A 16,172-nucleotide genomic window follows, 5' to 3' on the forward strand; every position below is an offset into this window, starting at 1 on the left:
GTTCACATGAGCGACTATCCAATCGACACCACCGTCAAACCCGAGGTCGAAGCCTTCTTCGACCCGGCCACCAACACCATCTCCTACGTGGTCAAGGACCCGTCGAGCAATCATTGCGCCATCGTCGATAGCGTGATGGACATCGACTACGCTGCCGGGCGTATCACCTATGACAATGCTGACGAGATCATCGCCTACGTCCAGAAGAACGACCTTACGGTAGACTGGCTGATCGAAACGCACGTTCACGCCGACCACCTCTCGGCTGCGCCCTACATCCAGCAGAAGCTGGGCGGCAAGATCGGGATCGGAGAGCACATCAAGACGGTGCAGGACACCTTCGGCAAGGTCTTCAACGAGGGCACCGAGTTTCAGCGTGACGGCTCGCAGTTCGACGCGCTCTTTTCTGATGGAGATACCTACAAGATCGGCGAAATGGATGCCGTGGCCCTCTACACTCCCGGACACACCCCGGCCTGCATGGTGCATGTGATCGGTGACGCGGCCTTCGTCGGCGATACGCTCTTCATGCCGGACGGTGGCTCGGCGCGTGCAGACTTCCCCGGCGGCGATGCTGGCGTGCTGTACGACAGCATCATGAAGGTGCTCGCCCTGCCCGACGAAATGCGTCTCTTCATGTGCCATGACTACGGCCCCAACGGTCGCGACATCAAGTGGGAGACCACGGTGGGCGAGGAACGCGAGCACAACATCCATGTCGGCGGAAACAAGACGAAGGAAGACTTCATCAAGTTCCGCACCGAGCGGGATGCCCAGCTCGATATGCCCAAGCTCATCATTCCCTCTTTGCAGGTCAACATGCGCGCGGGCGAGATCCCGACCGACAAGGACGGCAAACCGATGCTCAAGGTGCCGCTGAACGGCCTTTGACCTGACTTTGCGCCGCAGGCCCGCCCTGCGGCGCACCCCTTCCAACCCCCGTTGCGAGGAGCCCTTTCGGCCTTCTCTCGGCGTCCATTGCCAATGGGAGGCACCGCATGGACCTCAAGAAGATCACCGACACCTTCTCGGTGTCCCCGCAGATCAGCCCCGACGATGCAAAGGCTCTCGCTGCGAAGGGCTTCCGCTCGATCATCTGCAATCGGCCGGATGCCGAAGGTGCAGACCAGCCGAGCCATGAAGAAATCGAAGCCGCGGCCAAGGCGGCGGGGCTGGAGTTTCGATTCCTTCCCGTGACGCCGGGCATGGTCACCGATGAGACCGCCGAGGCCTTCGGAAAGGCACTTGCGGAGCTGCCCGGGCCGACGCTGGCCTTCTGCCGCACCGGCACCCGCTCGGCCACCCTCTGGTCGTTGTCCGAAGCCACCCGCCGCCCGCTGCCCGAGATCCTCGCGGCGACCAAGGCCGCGGGCTATGACATGAACGGAGTCGCCCGGCGCATCGCCAATGGCGGCAAGACGCCGACCGACACGGCTGCCGATGCCACCTATGACGTGGTGATCGTCGGCGGCGGCGCGGCGGGCATCGCAACCGCATCCTCGCTCAAGGCCCGCAAGAGTGACCTCGACATCGCGGTGATCGACCCGGCCGATATTCACTATTACCAGCCCGGCTGGACGATGGTGGGCGGCGGCATCTTCGAGGCCGACGACACCGCCAAGACTATGGGAAGCCTTATCCCCAAGGGCGTGCACTGGATCAAATCCGCCGTTGCCGCCTTCGAGCCAAAGGACAACGCGGTGGTGCTCGACGGGTGTCGGGTCGTCAAATACAGCCGCCTCGTAGTGTGTCCCGGCCTCAAGCTGGCCTGGGACAAGGTTGAAGGGCTGGTGGAAACGCTCGGCAAGAACGGCGTGACATCCAATTACCGATACGATCTCGCGCCCTACACATGGGAGCTGGTGCAGGGCCTGAAGAAGGGCCGTGCGATCTTCACCCAACCGCCGATGCCGATCAAATGCGCCGGCGCGCCGCAGAAGGCCATGTATCTCTCGGCCAATGCCTGGGAACGGGCCGGGGTGCTGGGCGACATCAAGATCGACTTCATGAACGCGGGCGGCGTGCTCTTCGGGGTGAAGGACTATGTGCCTGCCCTCATGGAGTATGTCGAACGCTACAAGGCCAACCTGAACTTCTTCCACAACCTCAAGAGCATCGACGGCGCGACCAGGACGGCAACCTTCACCGTGGCCAAACCCGACGAAGAGCCGGTGGAGGTGACCGAAGAGTTCCACATGATCCACGTCTGCCCGCCGCAGGTGGCACCGGATTTCATCCGCGTCTCCCCGCTGGCCGATGCCGCCGGATGGGTCGATGTCGACCAGTCCACGCTGCGCCACAAGGAATTCAGCAACATCTGGTCGCTGGGCGACGTTATGAACGCCCCCAATGCCAAAACCGCCGCCGCCGCCCGCGTTCAGGCCGCCATCGTGGCCCAGAACCTTGCGGACGATATCGACGGGCGCTCACCTTCCGTTGTCTACAATGGCTACGGCTCCTGCCCGCTGACCGTCGAGCGGGGCAAGATCGTGCTGGCCGAGTTCGGCTACGGTGGCGCGCTGCTGCCCTCCTTCCCCAAATGGGTGATCGACGGCACCAAGCCCACCCGCGCGGCGTGGCTGCTGAAGGAAAAGGTGCTGCCGCCAATCTACTGGAAAGCCATGCTGCGTGGCCGCGAGTGGATGGTGCACCCCGAGAAAGTCAGCGCAGGCTGAACGGAAATCGGCCCGCGCCACGCCAGTGCGGGCCAGACATGAAAGACCAAGGCCATGTGGCTGCTAAAGAAATACATGCCCGTCTTCGACTGGGGCCGCACCTACAATCGCGACGCATTGTCGAACGATCTCATCGCCGCGGTGATCGTGACGATCATGCTCATCCCGCAGTCGCTGGCCTATGCGCTGCTGGCGGGGCTGCCACCCGAGGCGGGCATCTACGCCTCCATCGTGCCTATCATCCTCTACGCCATTTTCGGCACCTCCCGCGCACTGGCCGTCGGGCCGGTGGCTGTGGTGTCGCTGATGACGGCTGCCGCCGTGGGGCAGGTGGCCGAGCAGGGCACCATGGGCTATGCCACCGCCGCGTTGACCCTCGCTCTGCTGTCCGGGGGCATGCTGCTGCTGCTGGGCGTTTTCAAGCTGGGGTTCCTCGCCAATTTCCTGTCGCATCCGGTGATCGCGGGCTTCATCACCGCCTCGGGCATTCTCATCGCCACCTCGCAACTCAAGCATATTCTCGGCGTGCAGGGTGGCGGGCACAACCTCGTCGAGATGGTGGAAAACCTCGTCACCCAACTCGGCCAGACCAACGTGATCACCCTCGTCATCGGTGTCGCCGCGACGGCCTTCCTGTTCTGGGTCCGCAAGGGGCTGAAGCCCGCGCTGCTGAAGGCCGGCCTGAAGCCCCGGCTTGCGGATATTGCCACAAAGGCCGGCCCCGTGGCTGCTGTCGTTGTGACCACACTTGTCACATGGGCCTTCGGCTTGTCTGCACATGGTGTGGCCGTTGTGGGCTCTGTCCCTCAGGCGCTGCCGCCGCTCACAATGCCGGACCTGTCCACCGATATGCTGCGCGCCCTTTTCGTGCCGGCCTTGCTGATCTCGATCATCGGCTTCGTCGAGTCTATCTCGGTGGCGCAAACCCTTGCCGCCAAGAAACGCCAGCGGATCAACCCCGACCAGGAGTTGATTGGCCTCGGCGCGGCCAATATCGGCGCGGCCTTCACCGGCGGCTACCCGGTGACCGGCGGGTTTGCGCGCTCTGTGGTTAACTTCGATGCGGGTGCTGAAACTCCCGCCGCCGGGGCCTACACAGCCGTAGGCCTCGCCATTGCAGCCATCGCCCTCACACCGCTGGTCTACTACCTGCCCAACGCCACGCTGGCGGCCACCATCATCGTCGCCGTGCTGTCGCTGGTGGATTTCACCGTTCTGAAAAACTCGTGGACCTACAGCCGCGCCGACTTCGCCGCAGTTCTCGCCACGATCCTGCTCACGCTGGGTTTCGGCGTGGAAACCGGGGTGACGGCGGGCGTGGTCATCTCCATCGGCCTCTTCCTCTACCGCACCTCCAAGCCCCACATCGCGGAAGTGGGCCTTGTTCCCGGCACCCAGCACTTTCGCAACGTGCTGCGCCATGAGGTGGAAACCTCGCCGACGCTGCTCACCATCCGCATCGACGAAAGCCTCTATTTCGCCAATGCGCGTTACCTGGAAGACTACGTGCTCGACCGGGTGGTGAAGAACACCGAGCTGCGCGACGTGGTGCTCATGTGTTCGGCCGTCAATGAAATCGACCTCTCCGCGCTCGAGTCTCTTGAGGCCCTCAACACCCGTTTGCTCGATCTCGACGTGCGCCTGCACATGTCCGAAGTGAAAGGCCCGGTGACAGACAGGCTCGGCCGCACGCATTTCCTTGAACAGCTCTCGGGCGAGCTTTTTCTGGCGCAGTACGATGCTTACCAGGCGCTCGCCAAGGGGCGCGAAGCCGCATGACGGGCGGAGGACCGGAGGCCGTGATGACCCGAGACAAAACAGATGTCCCGTCCTCTGGCCTGACTCACTTTCCGGTGTCCTTCTTTGCTGTTTTGCTCGGGGCCTTCGGGCTGACGATCGTGCTCATCCGGGGCAATGCGGCGCTGGGGCTTACGGCCTTCGTGGGCGAGGTGACGCTCTGGGTATCGGTCGCCCTCCTCGGCCTGATCGCGGTCGCCTACGCCATCAAAGCCCTATGCTATCCCGGCCAGATCGCATGGGAATGGGCGCATCCGGTGCGCATCAATTTCTTCCCGGCCATGGCCATCTCGCTCATGCTGCTGGCCACGGCGCTGATCGCCTCTGGCCGGGCGGAACTGGCCCGACCTGTCTGGATTGTGGGGGCAGCGGCCCAACTTGGGCTCACCTTCGCCGTTGTCTCGAGCTGGATCTCTCACCGCAAGTTCCTGCCCGGCCAGCTTGGCCCGGCCTGGTTCATCCCGGCGGTCGGCAACGTGGTGGCGCCGGTCGCGGGCGTGCAGCTCGGTTATGTCGATGTCTCGTGGTATTTTTTACTCAGTCGGCATCCTCTTCTGGGTGATCCTGCTGGTGCTTGTCATGAACCGCCTCATCTTCCACGATCCGATCCCGGCGAAGCTCCAGCCAACGCTCGTCATAATGATCGCCCCGCCTGCCATTGGTTTCATTGCCCACACTGAGCTGACGGAGGCGTTGGACCCGATGGCACGTATTCTCTTCAATGCCACCCTCTTCTTCGCGGGGATCGTCGCCACGCAGCTGCCGCGCCTGCTGCGCGTTCCCTTCTCGATGGCCTTCTGGGCCTTGTCCTTCCCCGTTGCCGCCTTCACGCTGGCCTGCTTTCGCTATGCCGCCTTGAGCAGTGTGCAGGCTTTCAATTGGCTGGGGGCGGGTGGGCTGTTGCTTCTGATCGTTGTTGTTGCGACGCTGGCTGTGAAAACGGTTGCAGGCCTCGCAGGCGGTACGATCTGTGTCCCCGAGTAGACCCTAGCGCAGCCGGATCACCGGCGCCGGCCCGATGGGTGCGGGGCCGATTCTTGTCTGGCCGTTCTTGAAGTTCAGCGGAATATCCAGCGTCTTCGGGCTGCCCGCCAACTGGCTTGCCAGTTCGAGCGCGGTTGTGATCGGCGCTTCGAACTCTGCCGGCACTACGCCAGACGCCACGCCAACCGCCAGAATTTCGCGCCAGTTGGTCGCTTTCACCAGCAGGGAGCCCTCGGGCACGCCATCCTCATTCACCTCGAAAGCGCCCGCCAGCTTCAGTTCCATCTGTCCCCACCTCGCCTCTGCCAGCGCAATCTCGACATGGCGCGGCTGGGGCCGTTCGCGTTCGATGGCGTAACGGTCCCACGGATCGGAGAAGGTGATGGTTACATCTGCCGTCACGCTGTCGAGCGTATCGGGCACCAACTCTGCCGCGTTCAGCTCCGCCAGAAGCCGCGACGGCACCTGCCAGGCGCGTGCCGAAAAGCTGATCTGATGCACGGTCGGGTCTGGAAAATCTTCGGGCAGGGTCCGCGTGGCCAGCCGCCCCTCTGAAAGTCGTGTCGTCCAGCCCGCATCCGAGGTCACCTCGACCCCGTCCAGCTCAAAGCTCGACCGTTTCAGCGCGAGCGTTGTCGGCGTCAGCATCAGGCTGCCGCGCAACCTTTCCGAGGTGATTTCGAGCCGTTCCAGAGGGGTTTGCAGGCTTTGCCGGTCGGGCCAGACGGCGATGACATGGTAGGGCCTGTAGCTCAGCGCGAGGCTCTGGAAAAAGGGCGCCGACCATGCCCAGCCGGTGCGCGGATCGGCAAGGCGGATTTCGTCCAGCTCAAGATCGAAGCGGTTGGGAAAGCCGCGCACCACCACCCCTTCGGCCTCGGCCTGCCAGCCATCGTCCCGCCTGTCTTCAAGCCAAAGGGTCACCGCCTTTTCTAGCCCCCAGGCGCCCACCGCCCAGTAGCCGCCCCAGGCGAGGGCGGCGACCAGCACAATCACGATCATTCGGCGCAGCATGCAGGCCCCTTTCGGTTTTCAACGCGATCTGGTTTACCGGGCACCAGATGGAAAGGCGAGGCGGATGATCCCTGACAGTGACCTCCCGAACCCGCTGTGGGTGTTCGGCTATGGCAGCTTGCTTTGGAACCCCGGGTTCGATGTGGCCGAACAGCGTCTGGCCCGGCTCGATGGCTATCACCGCGCATTCTGCATGTCGTCCATCCATCATCGTGGAACAGAAGAGAAACCGGGCCTCGTGCTGGCGCTCGACGCGGCAGAAGGGGCCTCCTGCCAGGGGGTTGCCCTTCGGGTTATGCTCGGGCAAGAGCCGCAAGTGCTGGCCGAGCTTCGGGAGCGAGAGCTGATTTCCTCGGCCTATTTCGAGGCGGTCGTCACCCTTGAAGCCAAGGGTGTGGAGCCCTTTCGCGCGCTGGCTTACGTGGTCGACCCGGACCACGTGCAGTATTGCGGCGCGTTGAGCCTTGAACAGCAGGCCGAGATCATCGCCCATGCCCATGGCGGGCGCGGGCCAAACACCGAGTACCTCTTCAACACCGCCGATCACCTTGCCGACATCGGCATTGCAGACCCGGATCTCACCTGGTTGGCGACACGGTTGCGCAAGGGCGCCTAGGGCCTTTGTGATTGGCAAGGCGGGGCTGGGCCCCTATCCTGCGGCCAACAAGCAAAGGGCGTTAACCCCGCATGAGCATGACAGAGGCCGAGGCCGAGCCGCATTTCTCGCAACCCGTGCGCCAGGTGGCGCAGATGCTCATCGTGTTGGGCCTCGTCGCAGTTGGGAGCTACCTGCTGCTACCCACCGTGATGCCGGTGATCCTCTCGAACCTCTGGCTCAACGGCACCATCGGCCTTGTGTTCGTCGTTGGTGTGCTCACCTGTTTCTGGCAGGTGTACCAGCTGATCCGCTCGGTGGCCTGGCTGGAAGACTTCGCGCTGGAGCGCGAAGTGGGTGCCAAGGTGCCGCGGCTTCTTGCCCCGCTCGCTGCGCTTCTGCGCTCGCGTCGCGGGCGCATGCAGATCTCGGCCTCGTCTTCGCGCTCCATCCTCGAGTCGGTCGCAACCCGGATCGAAGAGCTGCGCGATATCACGCGCTACCTCGTCAACCTGCTGATTTTCCTTGGCCTTCTCGGAACATTCTATGGTCTTGCAACCACGGTGCCCGCCGTGGTCGAAACGATCCGTTCCCTTGCCCCGCAGGAGGGGGAGGGAGGCGTAGAGGTGTTTTCGCGGCTGATGGGCGGGCTCGAGGCGCAGCTTGGCGGCATGGGCACCGCCTTTGGCTCGTCGCTTCTGGGCCTTGCAGGCTCGCTGATCGTAGGCCTGCTTGAGCTTTTTGCCTCCCACGGCCAGAACCGCTTCTACCGCGAGCTCGAAGAATGGCTCTCGTCGATCACCCGCGTGGCCTTTGCGGGCAGCGATGGCGAGGCCTCTGAGCCGTCTTCGGTTGCCGGTATCCTCGACCATATGGCCGAGCAAATGGATGCGATGCGCGAGATGTTCACCCAGTCCGACGTGTCACGCGCCATGCTGGAAGACCGCATGGGCGAGGTCGCCATCGCGATGGAGAAGATCGCCGAGAACATGGCGCAGCCCCGTTCGACCGACAAGCTGCTGCGGCGGATCGCAGAGGGCAACGAGGCGCTGCTGAACCGGCTTGAGGGTGTTGCAACGGGCGAGGGTGGCGTGGATGCGGAAAGCCGGATGCGGCTGCGCTCCATCGACACGCAACTGCTTGCCATCCATGAGGATATTGCCGCCGGACGTCAGGAAAGCGTGGCCGGGCTCAGGGCAGACATCGCCGCACTGACGCGGGTGATCCGTGACGCGACCAAGAGGCCGGGCTGATGGCGCTCGCGCGGCGCAGCGGCCAGCGCTTCTCGGCCTCGATCTGGCCGGGCTTCGTGGATGCCATGACGGCGCTCCTGCTCGTGCTCATGTTCGTACTGTCGATCTTCATGATCGTTCAGTTCATGCTGCGCGAGACGATCACCGGGCAGGAAAGCGAGCTGAACGACCTGAGCCGTGAGTTGGCCTCGCTGGCGGACACCCTTGGTCTCGAGCGTGCCCGGGTGGAGGCGCTGCAAGGTGACCTCGAGAGCCGTGACGCAGCGTTGACGGCGGCGCAGGAAGATGCGGCGCGGCAGGCGGCGTTGATTGCGTCGCTGCGGGGGCAGATCGCATCGGGGCAGGAGGCCCTGCAAGATGCCCAGCAGAAGATCTCGGGGTTCGAAGCTCAGGTTGCGGCGCTGATCGTGGAGCGGGATACGGCGCAAGAGCGGGGCGCGGACCTGGCAGAGGATCTTGCAGCGGCAGAGGCGGCGCGGGAGGCGGTTGAGGCGGAAAAAATCTCCTTGGAACAGGCGCTGGCATCTGCGCGGTCGGAGGTGGATTCGCAGGTAGAGGCCGCGCGGCTTGCTGCGGCGCGGCGCGAGGCGCTCGAAGCGCTGGTGGCCGAGCTGCAGGCTGAGAAGGCCGAAACCGCCGCAGAAGTGGCAGCATTGCAGGAGGAGCTTTCCGAGGAAGAGAAGGCGCGACTTGCAGAAACCGCAGCGGCACAGGCCCTTAGGGAGCGCCTGGAGGGCGCCGAGACAGAGCTGACGGCGATGACACTGGCGCTGGAGGCGCAGCGGAAGAAGGCAAAGGAAACGCTCACCCTTCTGGCGGCGGCGAAGGCTGCGGAAGAGGATCTGAACGCAAGGCTCGCGGCGGCTTTGGCTTCGGTCTCGCAGCTTGAAACCCAAGTGGAATTAGGAGCTTCTGCCGCAGAAGAGGCCACGCGTCTGGCGGCAGAACTGGCGACGGCCAAGGCGGAACTTGAGGCGTTGGGCACGGCGCGGACGGAGGCGGAAACGGCGCGGGATGCACTGGTGGCCCGGGCTGAGGCGGCGGAGGCGGAGGCCACCGAGCTGAGGCGGCAAGTGGCTGAGAACGAAAGGGAAATCGCCGAGCTTGAGGCCATTCGCGAGGCCCTGGAGGCGGATGTGGGGGATGCGGCCGAGGTGCGCGAAAAGCTGGCGGCTGCGCTTGCAGAAAAGCTGGCGGCCGAAACCCGCGCCGACGCCGCGATGAGCCAGGCCGAGCGGCAGGAAGCGCTCCTCGCGCAGGCCAATAAAGAGTTGGAAAACAAAGAGGTAGCCTCAGCTGAAAGCCAGCGCAAATTGGCGCTTTTGAACGAGCAGGTGGCGGCCTTGCGGGCGCAGTTGGGCACGCTTCAGGGGGTGATCGACGCGGCGGCGCAGAAAGACGAGGACGCGCAGGTGCAGATCGAGGCGCTGGGCGCGCAGCTCAATGCCGCGCTGGCCAAGGTGGCGCAGGAAGAACGGCGGCGGGCGGAACTGGAAGCGGCGGAACGCAAGCGGCTGGAGGAGGCGCAGGAAGACCTAGAAAAGTACCGCTCGGAGTTCTTCGGGCGGCTGCGTGACCTCGTGGGCAACACCGAGGGTGTGCGGATCGAGGGCGACCGCTTCGTGTTTTCCTCAGAGGTGCTCTTTGCCCCGGCGGAGGCCAACCTCTCACCGGAAGGGCGGCAGGAAATTCAGAAGGTTACGACCATTCTGCGCCGCCTTGCCGCCGAGATCCCGCCGGAGATCGATTGGGTGATCCAGGTGGATGGCCACACCGATAACCAGCCGCTTTCGGGCTTCGGAGAGTTCGCCGACAACTGGGAACTGAGCCAGGCGCGGGCGCTTTCAGTGGTGCGCTTCATGAGCGAAAGCCTCGGCGTGCCACCTGTGCGGCTCAGCGCAAATGGCTTCGGGGAATACCAGCCCATCGACACCGCCGATACGCCTGAGGCGCGGGCCAAGAACCGGCGGATCGAGCTGAAACTCACCGAAAGATAGGCCCGCCGCGCGGCGAGTGTTGCGCTGCAGCGCGGCGCGCCGTTAACTCTGCAAAGCAGGGGGCCACAACCCATGCACATCCTATGCACAAACCATGCATACGAATATCCGGGCCGCCGTAGAAGTTAACGCGCCGCGCAGCGGGCGGGATCAGACAAGTATGATGTCGTCGACGAAGAACTCTGCCCCGTCGGATGCGATCACGTTGAACTGGTCGACCGACCCGGCATTGGTGAACTCCACCATCCCGTTGGCATCCAGATCGTCCGCCGTGATCGTGACCGAGCCAAGTGCGTTGCCCGAGGCATCGGAAAACACCACCAGCGCCTCCTCGCCGGCGTCCAGCCCGGTGAACACCATGCTTTCGACACCGAAGGCCGACTGATCGGAATGCACCACGTTCATCTCGTGGGTGGTGCCATCGGCGTCGGTCCAGACGCGGAACTCGTCATCGCCGTCAAAGTCGTAGTCGAAGCTGTCGGCCCCGGCATCACGCTCTTCGAAGAAGTTGGTGGCAGAGGAGAGCTGGCTGATGAAGTAATCGCCGTTCGGCCCGTCCTGATAGATCCAGAGGCCGGTGAGCTCGGCGGTGAACTCATCGTAAAGGCTGGTCATCGTCTCGAAGGTGATGTCGCCCAGCGGTGCCGGGTAGGTGACCTGGAAGGTCACATCGCCGTAGTCGGTGGCGCCGTTGCCATCGGTCACTTCATACCAGAAGTGGATCACCGGCGGCGCGCCCGTGTTGGCGTCATACACCCCGTTCGGGTCCCATGTGAGGGTGTCGTCGGGGTTGAGGGTGAGGATGGAGCCATCGTTCAAAAAGCCGCCCGCCTCGAAATAGGCGAGGTCGGCGCCATCGGGAATGAGATCGTTGTCATTCACCCCGTCGCCGTCGATGTCGATCTGCACATCTATAATGGCGGTGATCGTTAGCCCGCTGCCCGGGGTGCCGCCTTCGAGGTAGTCGTTGGCCAGCACGTCGAGCGTGACGGTGGAATCGTAGCGGACGGTTTCAAAATCGCCCTGGGTGATGATGGTGCCCGGCTCCGGGTACTCGACGAAGAGCACCTGGTCGATGTTGGTGAGCGTGTCCACGTCACCCGAGCCGTCGAGTGCGGTGACGGTGAAGCCAGTGACAACCTCTTGTGCGTTCTTGCCCTTGCCCTGGACTGCGGTGTGAATCTCGACAGAGTAGTCGACGCCTTCCACCCCGTCATAGATGACCACGTCGATGCCGTTGTCATTGCCGCCGTCGATCGTGTCGCTTCCGGCGTCGCCATAGATGATGTCGGAGCCGTCGCCGCCGCTGATAATGTCATCACCGTTGCCGCCGGTGAGCACATCGTCGCCTGCTCCGCCCTCGATCACGTCGTTGCCCGCGCCGCCGTCGATCTCATCAGCCCCGTCGAGGCCCCAGATCACATCATCGGCGGCGGTGCCAAGTAGGATGTCGTCGCCCGACGTGCCGGTGATGGCACCTTCAGGGGGCTGGGCGGTGTTGCCGCCCTTGGGGCCGCTTGGTTTGGGCATGTTCGGCGCTCCTCATCGGGTTCGCCTTTCAGCCGTGAGCAAGACTGAGGCGGGACCGGGGAGGGAATGTGGCGGAAAAGTGGCGCCGTTGACGTTGCGGAAGGGGTGGATGCATTCAGGCGCGATTGTGCCTGAAATCGGCTGTGATCAGCCGCGAATATAGCGGAAGAGAGTTGAGGCTCCCCAGCCTGCCGCGATGGCGATGGCCAGCGACAGCAGCCCGTAGATCAGCGGGCGCTCGTGGGCGAGGAGGTAGAGAAACCGCTCCAGCCCCACCTTGGAGACGTGGATGGTTGTGGTGTGGCGCGACACCACCGCGCCTTCGCGCGTCAGGAAGATGCGGGTGGTGTAATTGCCTTCGGTCAGGTTGGCGGGCAGGGCGACGTTGGCGCGGAAAAGCGTGTCTTTCTGGATCGTCACGCCGCCCTCCTGCACCGCGTAGAGCCCGTCTTCGGTGCGGATGCGGATGAGGGCCTCGGTGAAGTCGGCGGCGTTGCCGATGCCTGCGGGCGCGCCGACCGAGCGGATGGCGCGGTCGATGGTGATGCGGTGGCGCAGGTCTTCGGTGGCGGAGACCAGTGTGTCGAGCGGTGCGGTGGTGACGATCTGGTAGAAGCTGGGGGCCTGGTCCACCTCGACGGCCTCCGTGTTGACCCAGATTCCGGCCTTGCGGTTTTTCTTGCGGACGATGACCGGGGTTGAGGGGCCTGCCACGGTGATGACAACGCCGAGTTCGCCCGCGGGAGAGACCGGGTAGTTTCGGCGGACCGCCCCGAAGACGAGGATCTCGGAGCCGTTGAAGGTGGCATTGATGCCGACGCGGCTTTGGCTGAGGTCGGCCACCACCTCTTCGGCGGCGACGGCGGGGAGCGCCATCAGCAGGAGGGCGGCGAGCCAGCGCATCAGACCGGCCTCAGCGCGGTGAGGGAGTAGACCTCGGAGGGTTGCAGCAGGAGGTCGGCGGCGAGCTTGCCGCAGACGAGCAGCACGAGGGCGGCGAGCGCGATGCGCAGTTGCTCGGCCTTCAGCATCACGCCGATGCGGGTGCCGAACTGGGCGCCGACAACGCCGCCGACCAGCAGCAGGACGGCGAGGATCATATCGACCGTCTGGTTGGTGGTGGCGTGGAGCAGGGTGGTGAAGGCGGTGACGAAGATGATCTGGAGCAGCGAGGTGCCGATGACCACCTTGGTTGGCATCCCCAGCAGGTAGATCATCGCCGGGACCATGATGAAGCCGCCGCCCACGCCCATGATCGCGGCCAGCACGCCCACGGAGAGGCCGACAAGCAGCGGCGGGATAACCGAGATGTAGAGCCCCGAGGTGCGGAACTTCATCTTGAAGGGCAGATTGTGGACCCAGTTGTGCTTGCGCCGCGGCGGCAGCTTGCCGCCCTTGGTGCGGCGCAGGGCGTTGAGGCTTTCGATGAACATCAGTGCGCCGATGATGCCGAGGAAGATGACGTAGCAGAGCGTGACCAACAGATCGACCTGGCCGAGCTGGCGCAGGATGTTGAAGACCCAGACCCCGAGCGCCGCGCCGATGAGGCCGCCCGCGAGCAGGACGAGGCCCATTCGGATATCGACGGTTTTTCGCCGGAGGTGGGCCAGCACGCCGGAGATGGAGGAGGCCACGATCTGGTTGGCGGAGGTGGCGACGGCGACGGCGGGCGGGATGCCGACGAAGAACAGCAGCGGGGTGATCAGGAAGCCGCCGCCGACGCCGAACATTCCCGACAAAATCCCCACGATGCCGCCGATGCCCAGGAGGACGAAAGCGTTGACCGAGACCTCGGCGATGGGGAGGTAGAACTGCATGGCTTCCGTAGTGCGACAAAGGCGCAGCGCTGTCCAGTGCCGCGGCGCAGCGCGGGGCTCAGAGCGCCTTGAGGAAGGCCCGGAGGATCTTTTCCAGCTTGGCCGCGCCGAGGGGGGCCATGGCCTTGGTGTGCTCGTGGGAGATGTTCTCGTCCGACATGCCGGCTGCCATGTTGGTGATGGTCGAGATCGCCGCCACGCGCATTCTCAGGAAGCGGGCGAGGATCACCTCTGGCACGGTCGACATGCCCACCGCGTCGGCGCCGAGCGTGCGGATGGCGCGGATCTCGGCGGGGGTTTCGAAAGAGGGGCCGGAATACCAGGCGTAGGTGCCCTCTTCGAGCGGGATGTTCTGCGCCTCTGCCGCCGCCTTCAGGGCCGCGCGCAGCGCCGGGTCGTAGGCCTCGGTCATCGGCACGAAGCGGGCGTCGGAGGGCTCGCCGATCAGCGGGTTGAGGCCGGAGAAGTTGATGTGATCGGAGAGCAGCATCAGGTCGCCCGGCGGGATGTCGGGGCGCATGGAGCCTGCCGCGTTGGTGAGCAGGAGGGTGTCGCAGCCGAGGGCCTTGAGGGTTTCGAGAGGCAGGCGCATGGCCGAGGGGTTGCCCGCCTCGTAGTAGTGTGCCCGACCGCCGAGCACGGCCACGCGCACGCCCTCCAGCGTGCCGATGACAAGCTTGGGGTTGTGGCCCGAGACGCCCGCGTGGGGGAAGCCCTCGAGCGCGGCATAGTCGATTGCGACGCCTTTCACCTCCTCCGCGAGGTGCCCGAGGCCGGAGCCGAGGATGAGGGCCAGCTTGGGCGGGTTGGAGCCCGCGTCGACCTTGATCCGCTCTGCGAGGTCAGCGCTCTTTGACATAGGGTTCGCCTCCGGCGCGGGGTGGGATGGCCTTGCCGACGAAGCCGGCGAGGATGACCACCGTGAGGATGTAGGGGAGCGACTGCATGAACTGGACGGGCAGTTGCAGCCCGAGGATCGTGATGTTCTGGAAGCGGTTGTCGATGGCGAAGAACAGCCCGAAGAGCAGGCAGGCATAGAGCGCGTACCACGGCCGCCACTTGGCGAAGATCAGCGCGGCGAGCGCGATGTAGCCGCGGTTGGCCGTCATGTCCTTGGTGAACCCGGCCTGGATCGCGGTGGAAAGATAGGCCCCGGCGATGCCGCAGAGCATGCCGCAGATCGCCACGGCGGCAAAGCGCAGGCCGACGACGGACACGCCTGCCGTATCCACCGCCTCGGGGCTTTCACCCACCGCGCGCAGGCGCAGACCGAAGCGGGTGCGGAACAGGATCCACCAGGTGAGGGGCACGAAGAGGAAGCCGATGTAGGTGAGGATCGGGTGGCCCGAGATCAGCTCGGAGTAGATCTGCATCAGCGGCCCTGCGTCGGCCATGTCGCGGATGCGGGTGAGGGCGCCGGGCAGGTCGATGCTGTTGAAGCGTGCCGCGCCCGTGAGGGGTTCTGTCCGTCCGCCCTGGTTGAACCAATCCTGTGCGATCAGCACGGTGAGGCCTGCGGCGAGGAAGTTGATCGCCACGCCGGAGATCAGCTGGTTGCCACGGAAGGTGATGGAGGCGACGCCGTGGATGGCCGAGAGCACCATGGAAGAGGCGATGCCCGCCAGCAGGCCAACCCATGCCGAGCCGGAGTAGAAGGCCACCGCCGCCGAGAAGAAGGCGGCCATGAGCATCTTGCCCTCTAGCCCGATGTCGAAGATCCCCGCCCGCTCCGAGAACAGCCCGGCGAGGCAGGCCAGCAGCAAGGGGATGGCGAGGCGGATGGTGCCGTCGAGAACCTGGATGATTGTCAGGAAGTCCATGGCTCTAGCTCCTCGATGTGGCGAGCTTGAAGGCGAAGAAGGCGAAGAGCACGCCCAGCGTGGCCTCCACCGAGCGCCTTGCGCGGGCATATGCGGCGCGGATCGGTGCGGCGGAGAGCAGCAGCGCCCATGCGGCGTGGCAGGTGAAGCTGATGATCCAGGCGCCGATGAAGAAGGCGGCATAGACCAGCGCGCCGCCGCCCTCGGTCGCGCCAAGCGCCGCAATGGCGAGCCAGAAGACGATGGCCTTGGGGTTGGTCACTTGCAGCAGGTATCCCGCCAGCAGGAGGCGGGGCACCGAGCGGGCCGGGACCGGCCCGGTGGTGAGCGCAGGCGGGTTTGCCGCCTTGCGGAAGGCTCCGTAGGCCAGCCAGGCGAGATAGGCCGCGCCGAGGATCCGGAGGATCTGCATCGCCCAGGCGGCCTCTGACAGCAGCAGGCCGACGCCGAGCATGGTGGCAAGGTTGATGGTGGTGGAGCCGAAGGCGATGCCGAGGCAGGTCACCAGCGCTGCGGCGCGGCCTCGGCTCATGGAGATGCCCAGCAGCATGGCCACGGCAGGCCCGGGCGAAGAGGCGGCGACCATCAGGATGGAAAAGGCCGCGAAGAAGCCGGGGAGGAAGGGGATGAGATCGGCCATCATGCCTCTTTCACCGTGCCTTCCGGCGAGTGGTCGGGGCGGGTCGGCCC

At 64.8% G+C, this 16,172-nt stretch carries 15 protein-coding genes; 8 read left to right on the top strand and 7 right to left on the bottom strand.

Annotated features, from left to right (window positions below):
• The first annotated feature begins 6 nt into the window (after positions 1-6).
• The 5 genes from DYI42_RS08850 to DYI42_RS24470 all read left to right on the top strand — a co-directional run bounded on the left by DYI42_RS08850 (position 7) and on the right by DYI42_RS24470 (position 5,456).
• A complete protein-coding gene (locus DYI42_RS08850; protein ID WP_213545569.1) occupies positions 7-891 on the top strand; it encodes an MBL fold metallo-hydrolase in 885 nt (294 codons plus the stop codon).
• A gap of 107 nt (positions 892-998) precedes the next feature.
• A complete protein-coding gene (locus DYI42_RS08855) occupies positions 999-2,675 on the top strand; it encodes a bifunctional protein tyrosine phosphatase family protein/NAD(P)/FAD-dependent oxidoreductase (protein WP_213545570.1) in 1,677 nt (558 codons plus the stop codon).
• 54 nt (positions 2,676-2,729) lie between these two features.
• A complete protein-coding gene (locus tag DYI42_RS08860; protein ID WP_213545571.1) occupies positions 2,730-4,454 on the top strand; it encodes a SulP family inorganic anion transporter in 1,725 nt (574 codons plus the stop codon).
• A gap of 23 nt (positions 4,455-4,477) precedes the next feature.
• Positions 4,478-5,152, top strand: a complete 675-nt coding sequence (locus DYI42_RS08865; RefSeq protein WP_274608805.1) for a hypothetical protein — start codon at positions 4,478-4,480, stop codon at positions 5,150-5,152.
• Positions 5,052-5,456 carry a hypothetical protein gene (locus tag DYI42_RS24470; protein WP_440870635.1) on the top strand — a complete coding sequence of 135 codons (405 nt, stop codon included), beginning with the start codon at positions 5,052-5,054 and terminating at the stop codon, positions 5,454-5,456. The genes DYI42_RS08865 and DYI42_RS24470 overlap by 101 nt, the downstream gene beginning before the upstream one ends.
• Positions 5,457-5,459: 3 nt before the next feature.
• On the opposite strand, the gene DYI42_RS08870 is transcribed toward DYI42_RS24470, so the two are convergent.
• A complete protein-coding gene (locus DYI42_RS08870) occupies positions 5,460-6,470 on the bottom strand; it encodes a DUF2125 domain-containing protein (protein ID WP_213545572.1) in 1,011 nt (336 codons plus the stop codon).
• Positions 6,471-6,534: 64 nt separating this feature from the next.
• Here DYI42_RS08870 and DYI42_RS08875 point away from each other — a divergent pair, with 64 nt between their 5' ends.
• The 3 genes from DYI42_RS08875 to DYI42_RS08885 all read left to right on the top strand — a co-directional run bounded on the left by DYI42_RS08875 (position 6,535) and on the right by DYI42_RS08885 (position 10,315).
• Positions 6,535-7,086, top strand: coding sequence for a gamma-glutamylcyclotransferase (locus DYI42_RS08875; protein ID WP_213545573.1), 552 nt, complete (start codon positions 6,535-6,537; stop codon positions 7,084-7,086).
• A 71-nt stretch (positions 7,087-7,157) separates the two neighbouring features.
• A complete protein-coding gene (locus DYI42_RS08880; protein ID WP_213545574.1) occupies positions 7,158-8,318 on the top strand; it encodes a biopolymer transporter ExbB in 1,161 nt (386 codons plus the stop codon).
• On the top strand, positions 8,318-10,315 hold the full coding sequence (locus tag DYI42_RS08885) for a peptidoglycan -binding protein (RefSeq protein WP_213545575.1): 1,998 nt from the start codon (positions 8,318-8,320) through the stop codon (positions 10,313-10,315). Before DYI42_RS08880 ends, DYI42_RS08885 begins: the two co-directional genes overlap by 1 nt.
• A 150-nt stretch (positions 10,316-10,465) precedes the next feature.
• On the opposite strand, the gene DYI42_RS08890 is transcribed toward DYI42_RS08885, so the two are convergent.
• The 6 genes from DYI42_RS08890 to DYI42_RS08915 all read right to left on the bottom strand — a co-directional run bounded on the left by DYI42_RS08890 (position 10,466) and on the right by DYI42_RS08915 (position 16,125).
• Positions 10,466-11,845, bottom strand: coding sequence for a calcium-binding protein (locus tag DYI42_RS08890; RefSeq protein ID WP_213545576.1), 1,380 nt, complete (start codon positions 11,843-11,845; stop codon positions 10,466-10,468).
• Positions 11,846-11,992: 147 nt separating this feature from the next.
• A complete protein-coding gene (locus DYI42_RS08895) occupies positions 11,993-12,748 on the bottom strand; it encodes a TIGR02186 family protein (protein WP_213545577.1) in 756 nt (251 codons plus the stop codon).
• Complete coding sequence (locus DYI42_RS08900; protein WP_213545578.1) at positions 12,748-13,662, bottom strand: sulfite exporter TauE/SafE family protein; 915 nt, start codon at positions 13,660-13,662, stop codon at positions 12,748-12,750. The genes DYI42_RS08895 and DYI42_RS08900 overlap by 1 nt, the downstream gene beginning before the upstream one ends.
• A gap of 58 nt (positions 13,663-13,720) precedes the next feature.
• Positions 13,721-14,521, bottom strand: coding sequence for a purine-nucleoside phosphorylase (locus tag DYI42_RS08905; protein WP_213545579.1), 801 nt, complete (start codon positions 14,519-14,521; stop codon positions 13,721-13,723).
• Positions 14,505-15,482, bottom strand: coding sequence for an ABC transporter permease (locus tag DYI42_RS08910; protein ID WP_213545580.1), 978 nt, complete (start codon positions 15,480-15,482; stop codon positions 14,505-14,507). The genes DYI42_RS08905 and DYI42_RS08910 overlap by 17 nt, the downstream gene beginning before the upstream one ends.
• A gap of 4 nt (positions 15,483-15,486) precedes the next feature.
• Complete coding sequence (locus tag DYI42_RS08915) at positions 15,487-16,125, bottom strand: LysE family translocator (protein ID WP_244867743.1); 639 nt, start codon at positions 16,123-16,125, stop codon at positions 15,487-15,489.
• Positions 16,126-16,172 lie beyond the last annotated feature (47 nt).

This window comes from Vannielia litorea (assembly GCF_018424695.1).
Lineage (GTDB): Bacteria > Pseudomonadota > Alphaproteobacteria > Rhodobacterales > Rhodobacteraceae > Vannielia > Vannielia litorea_A.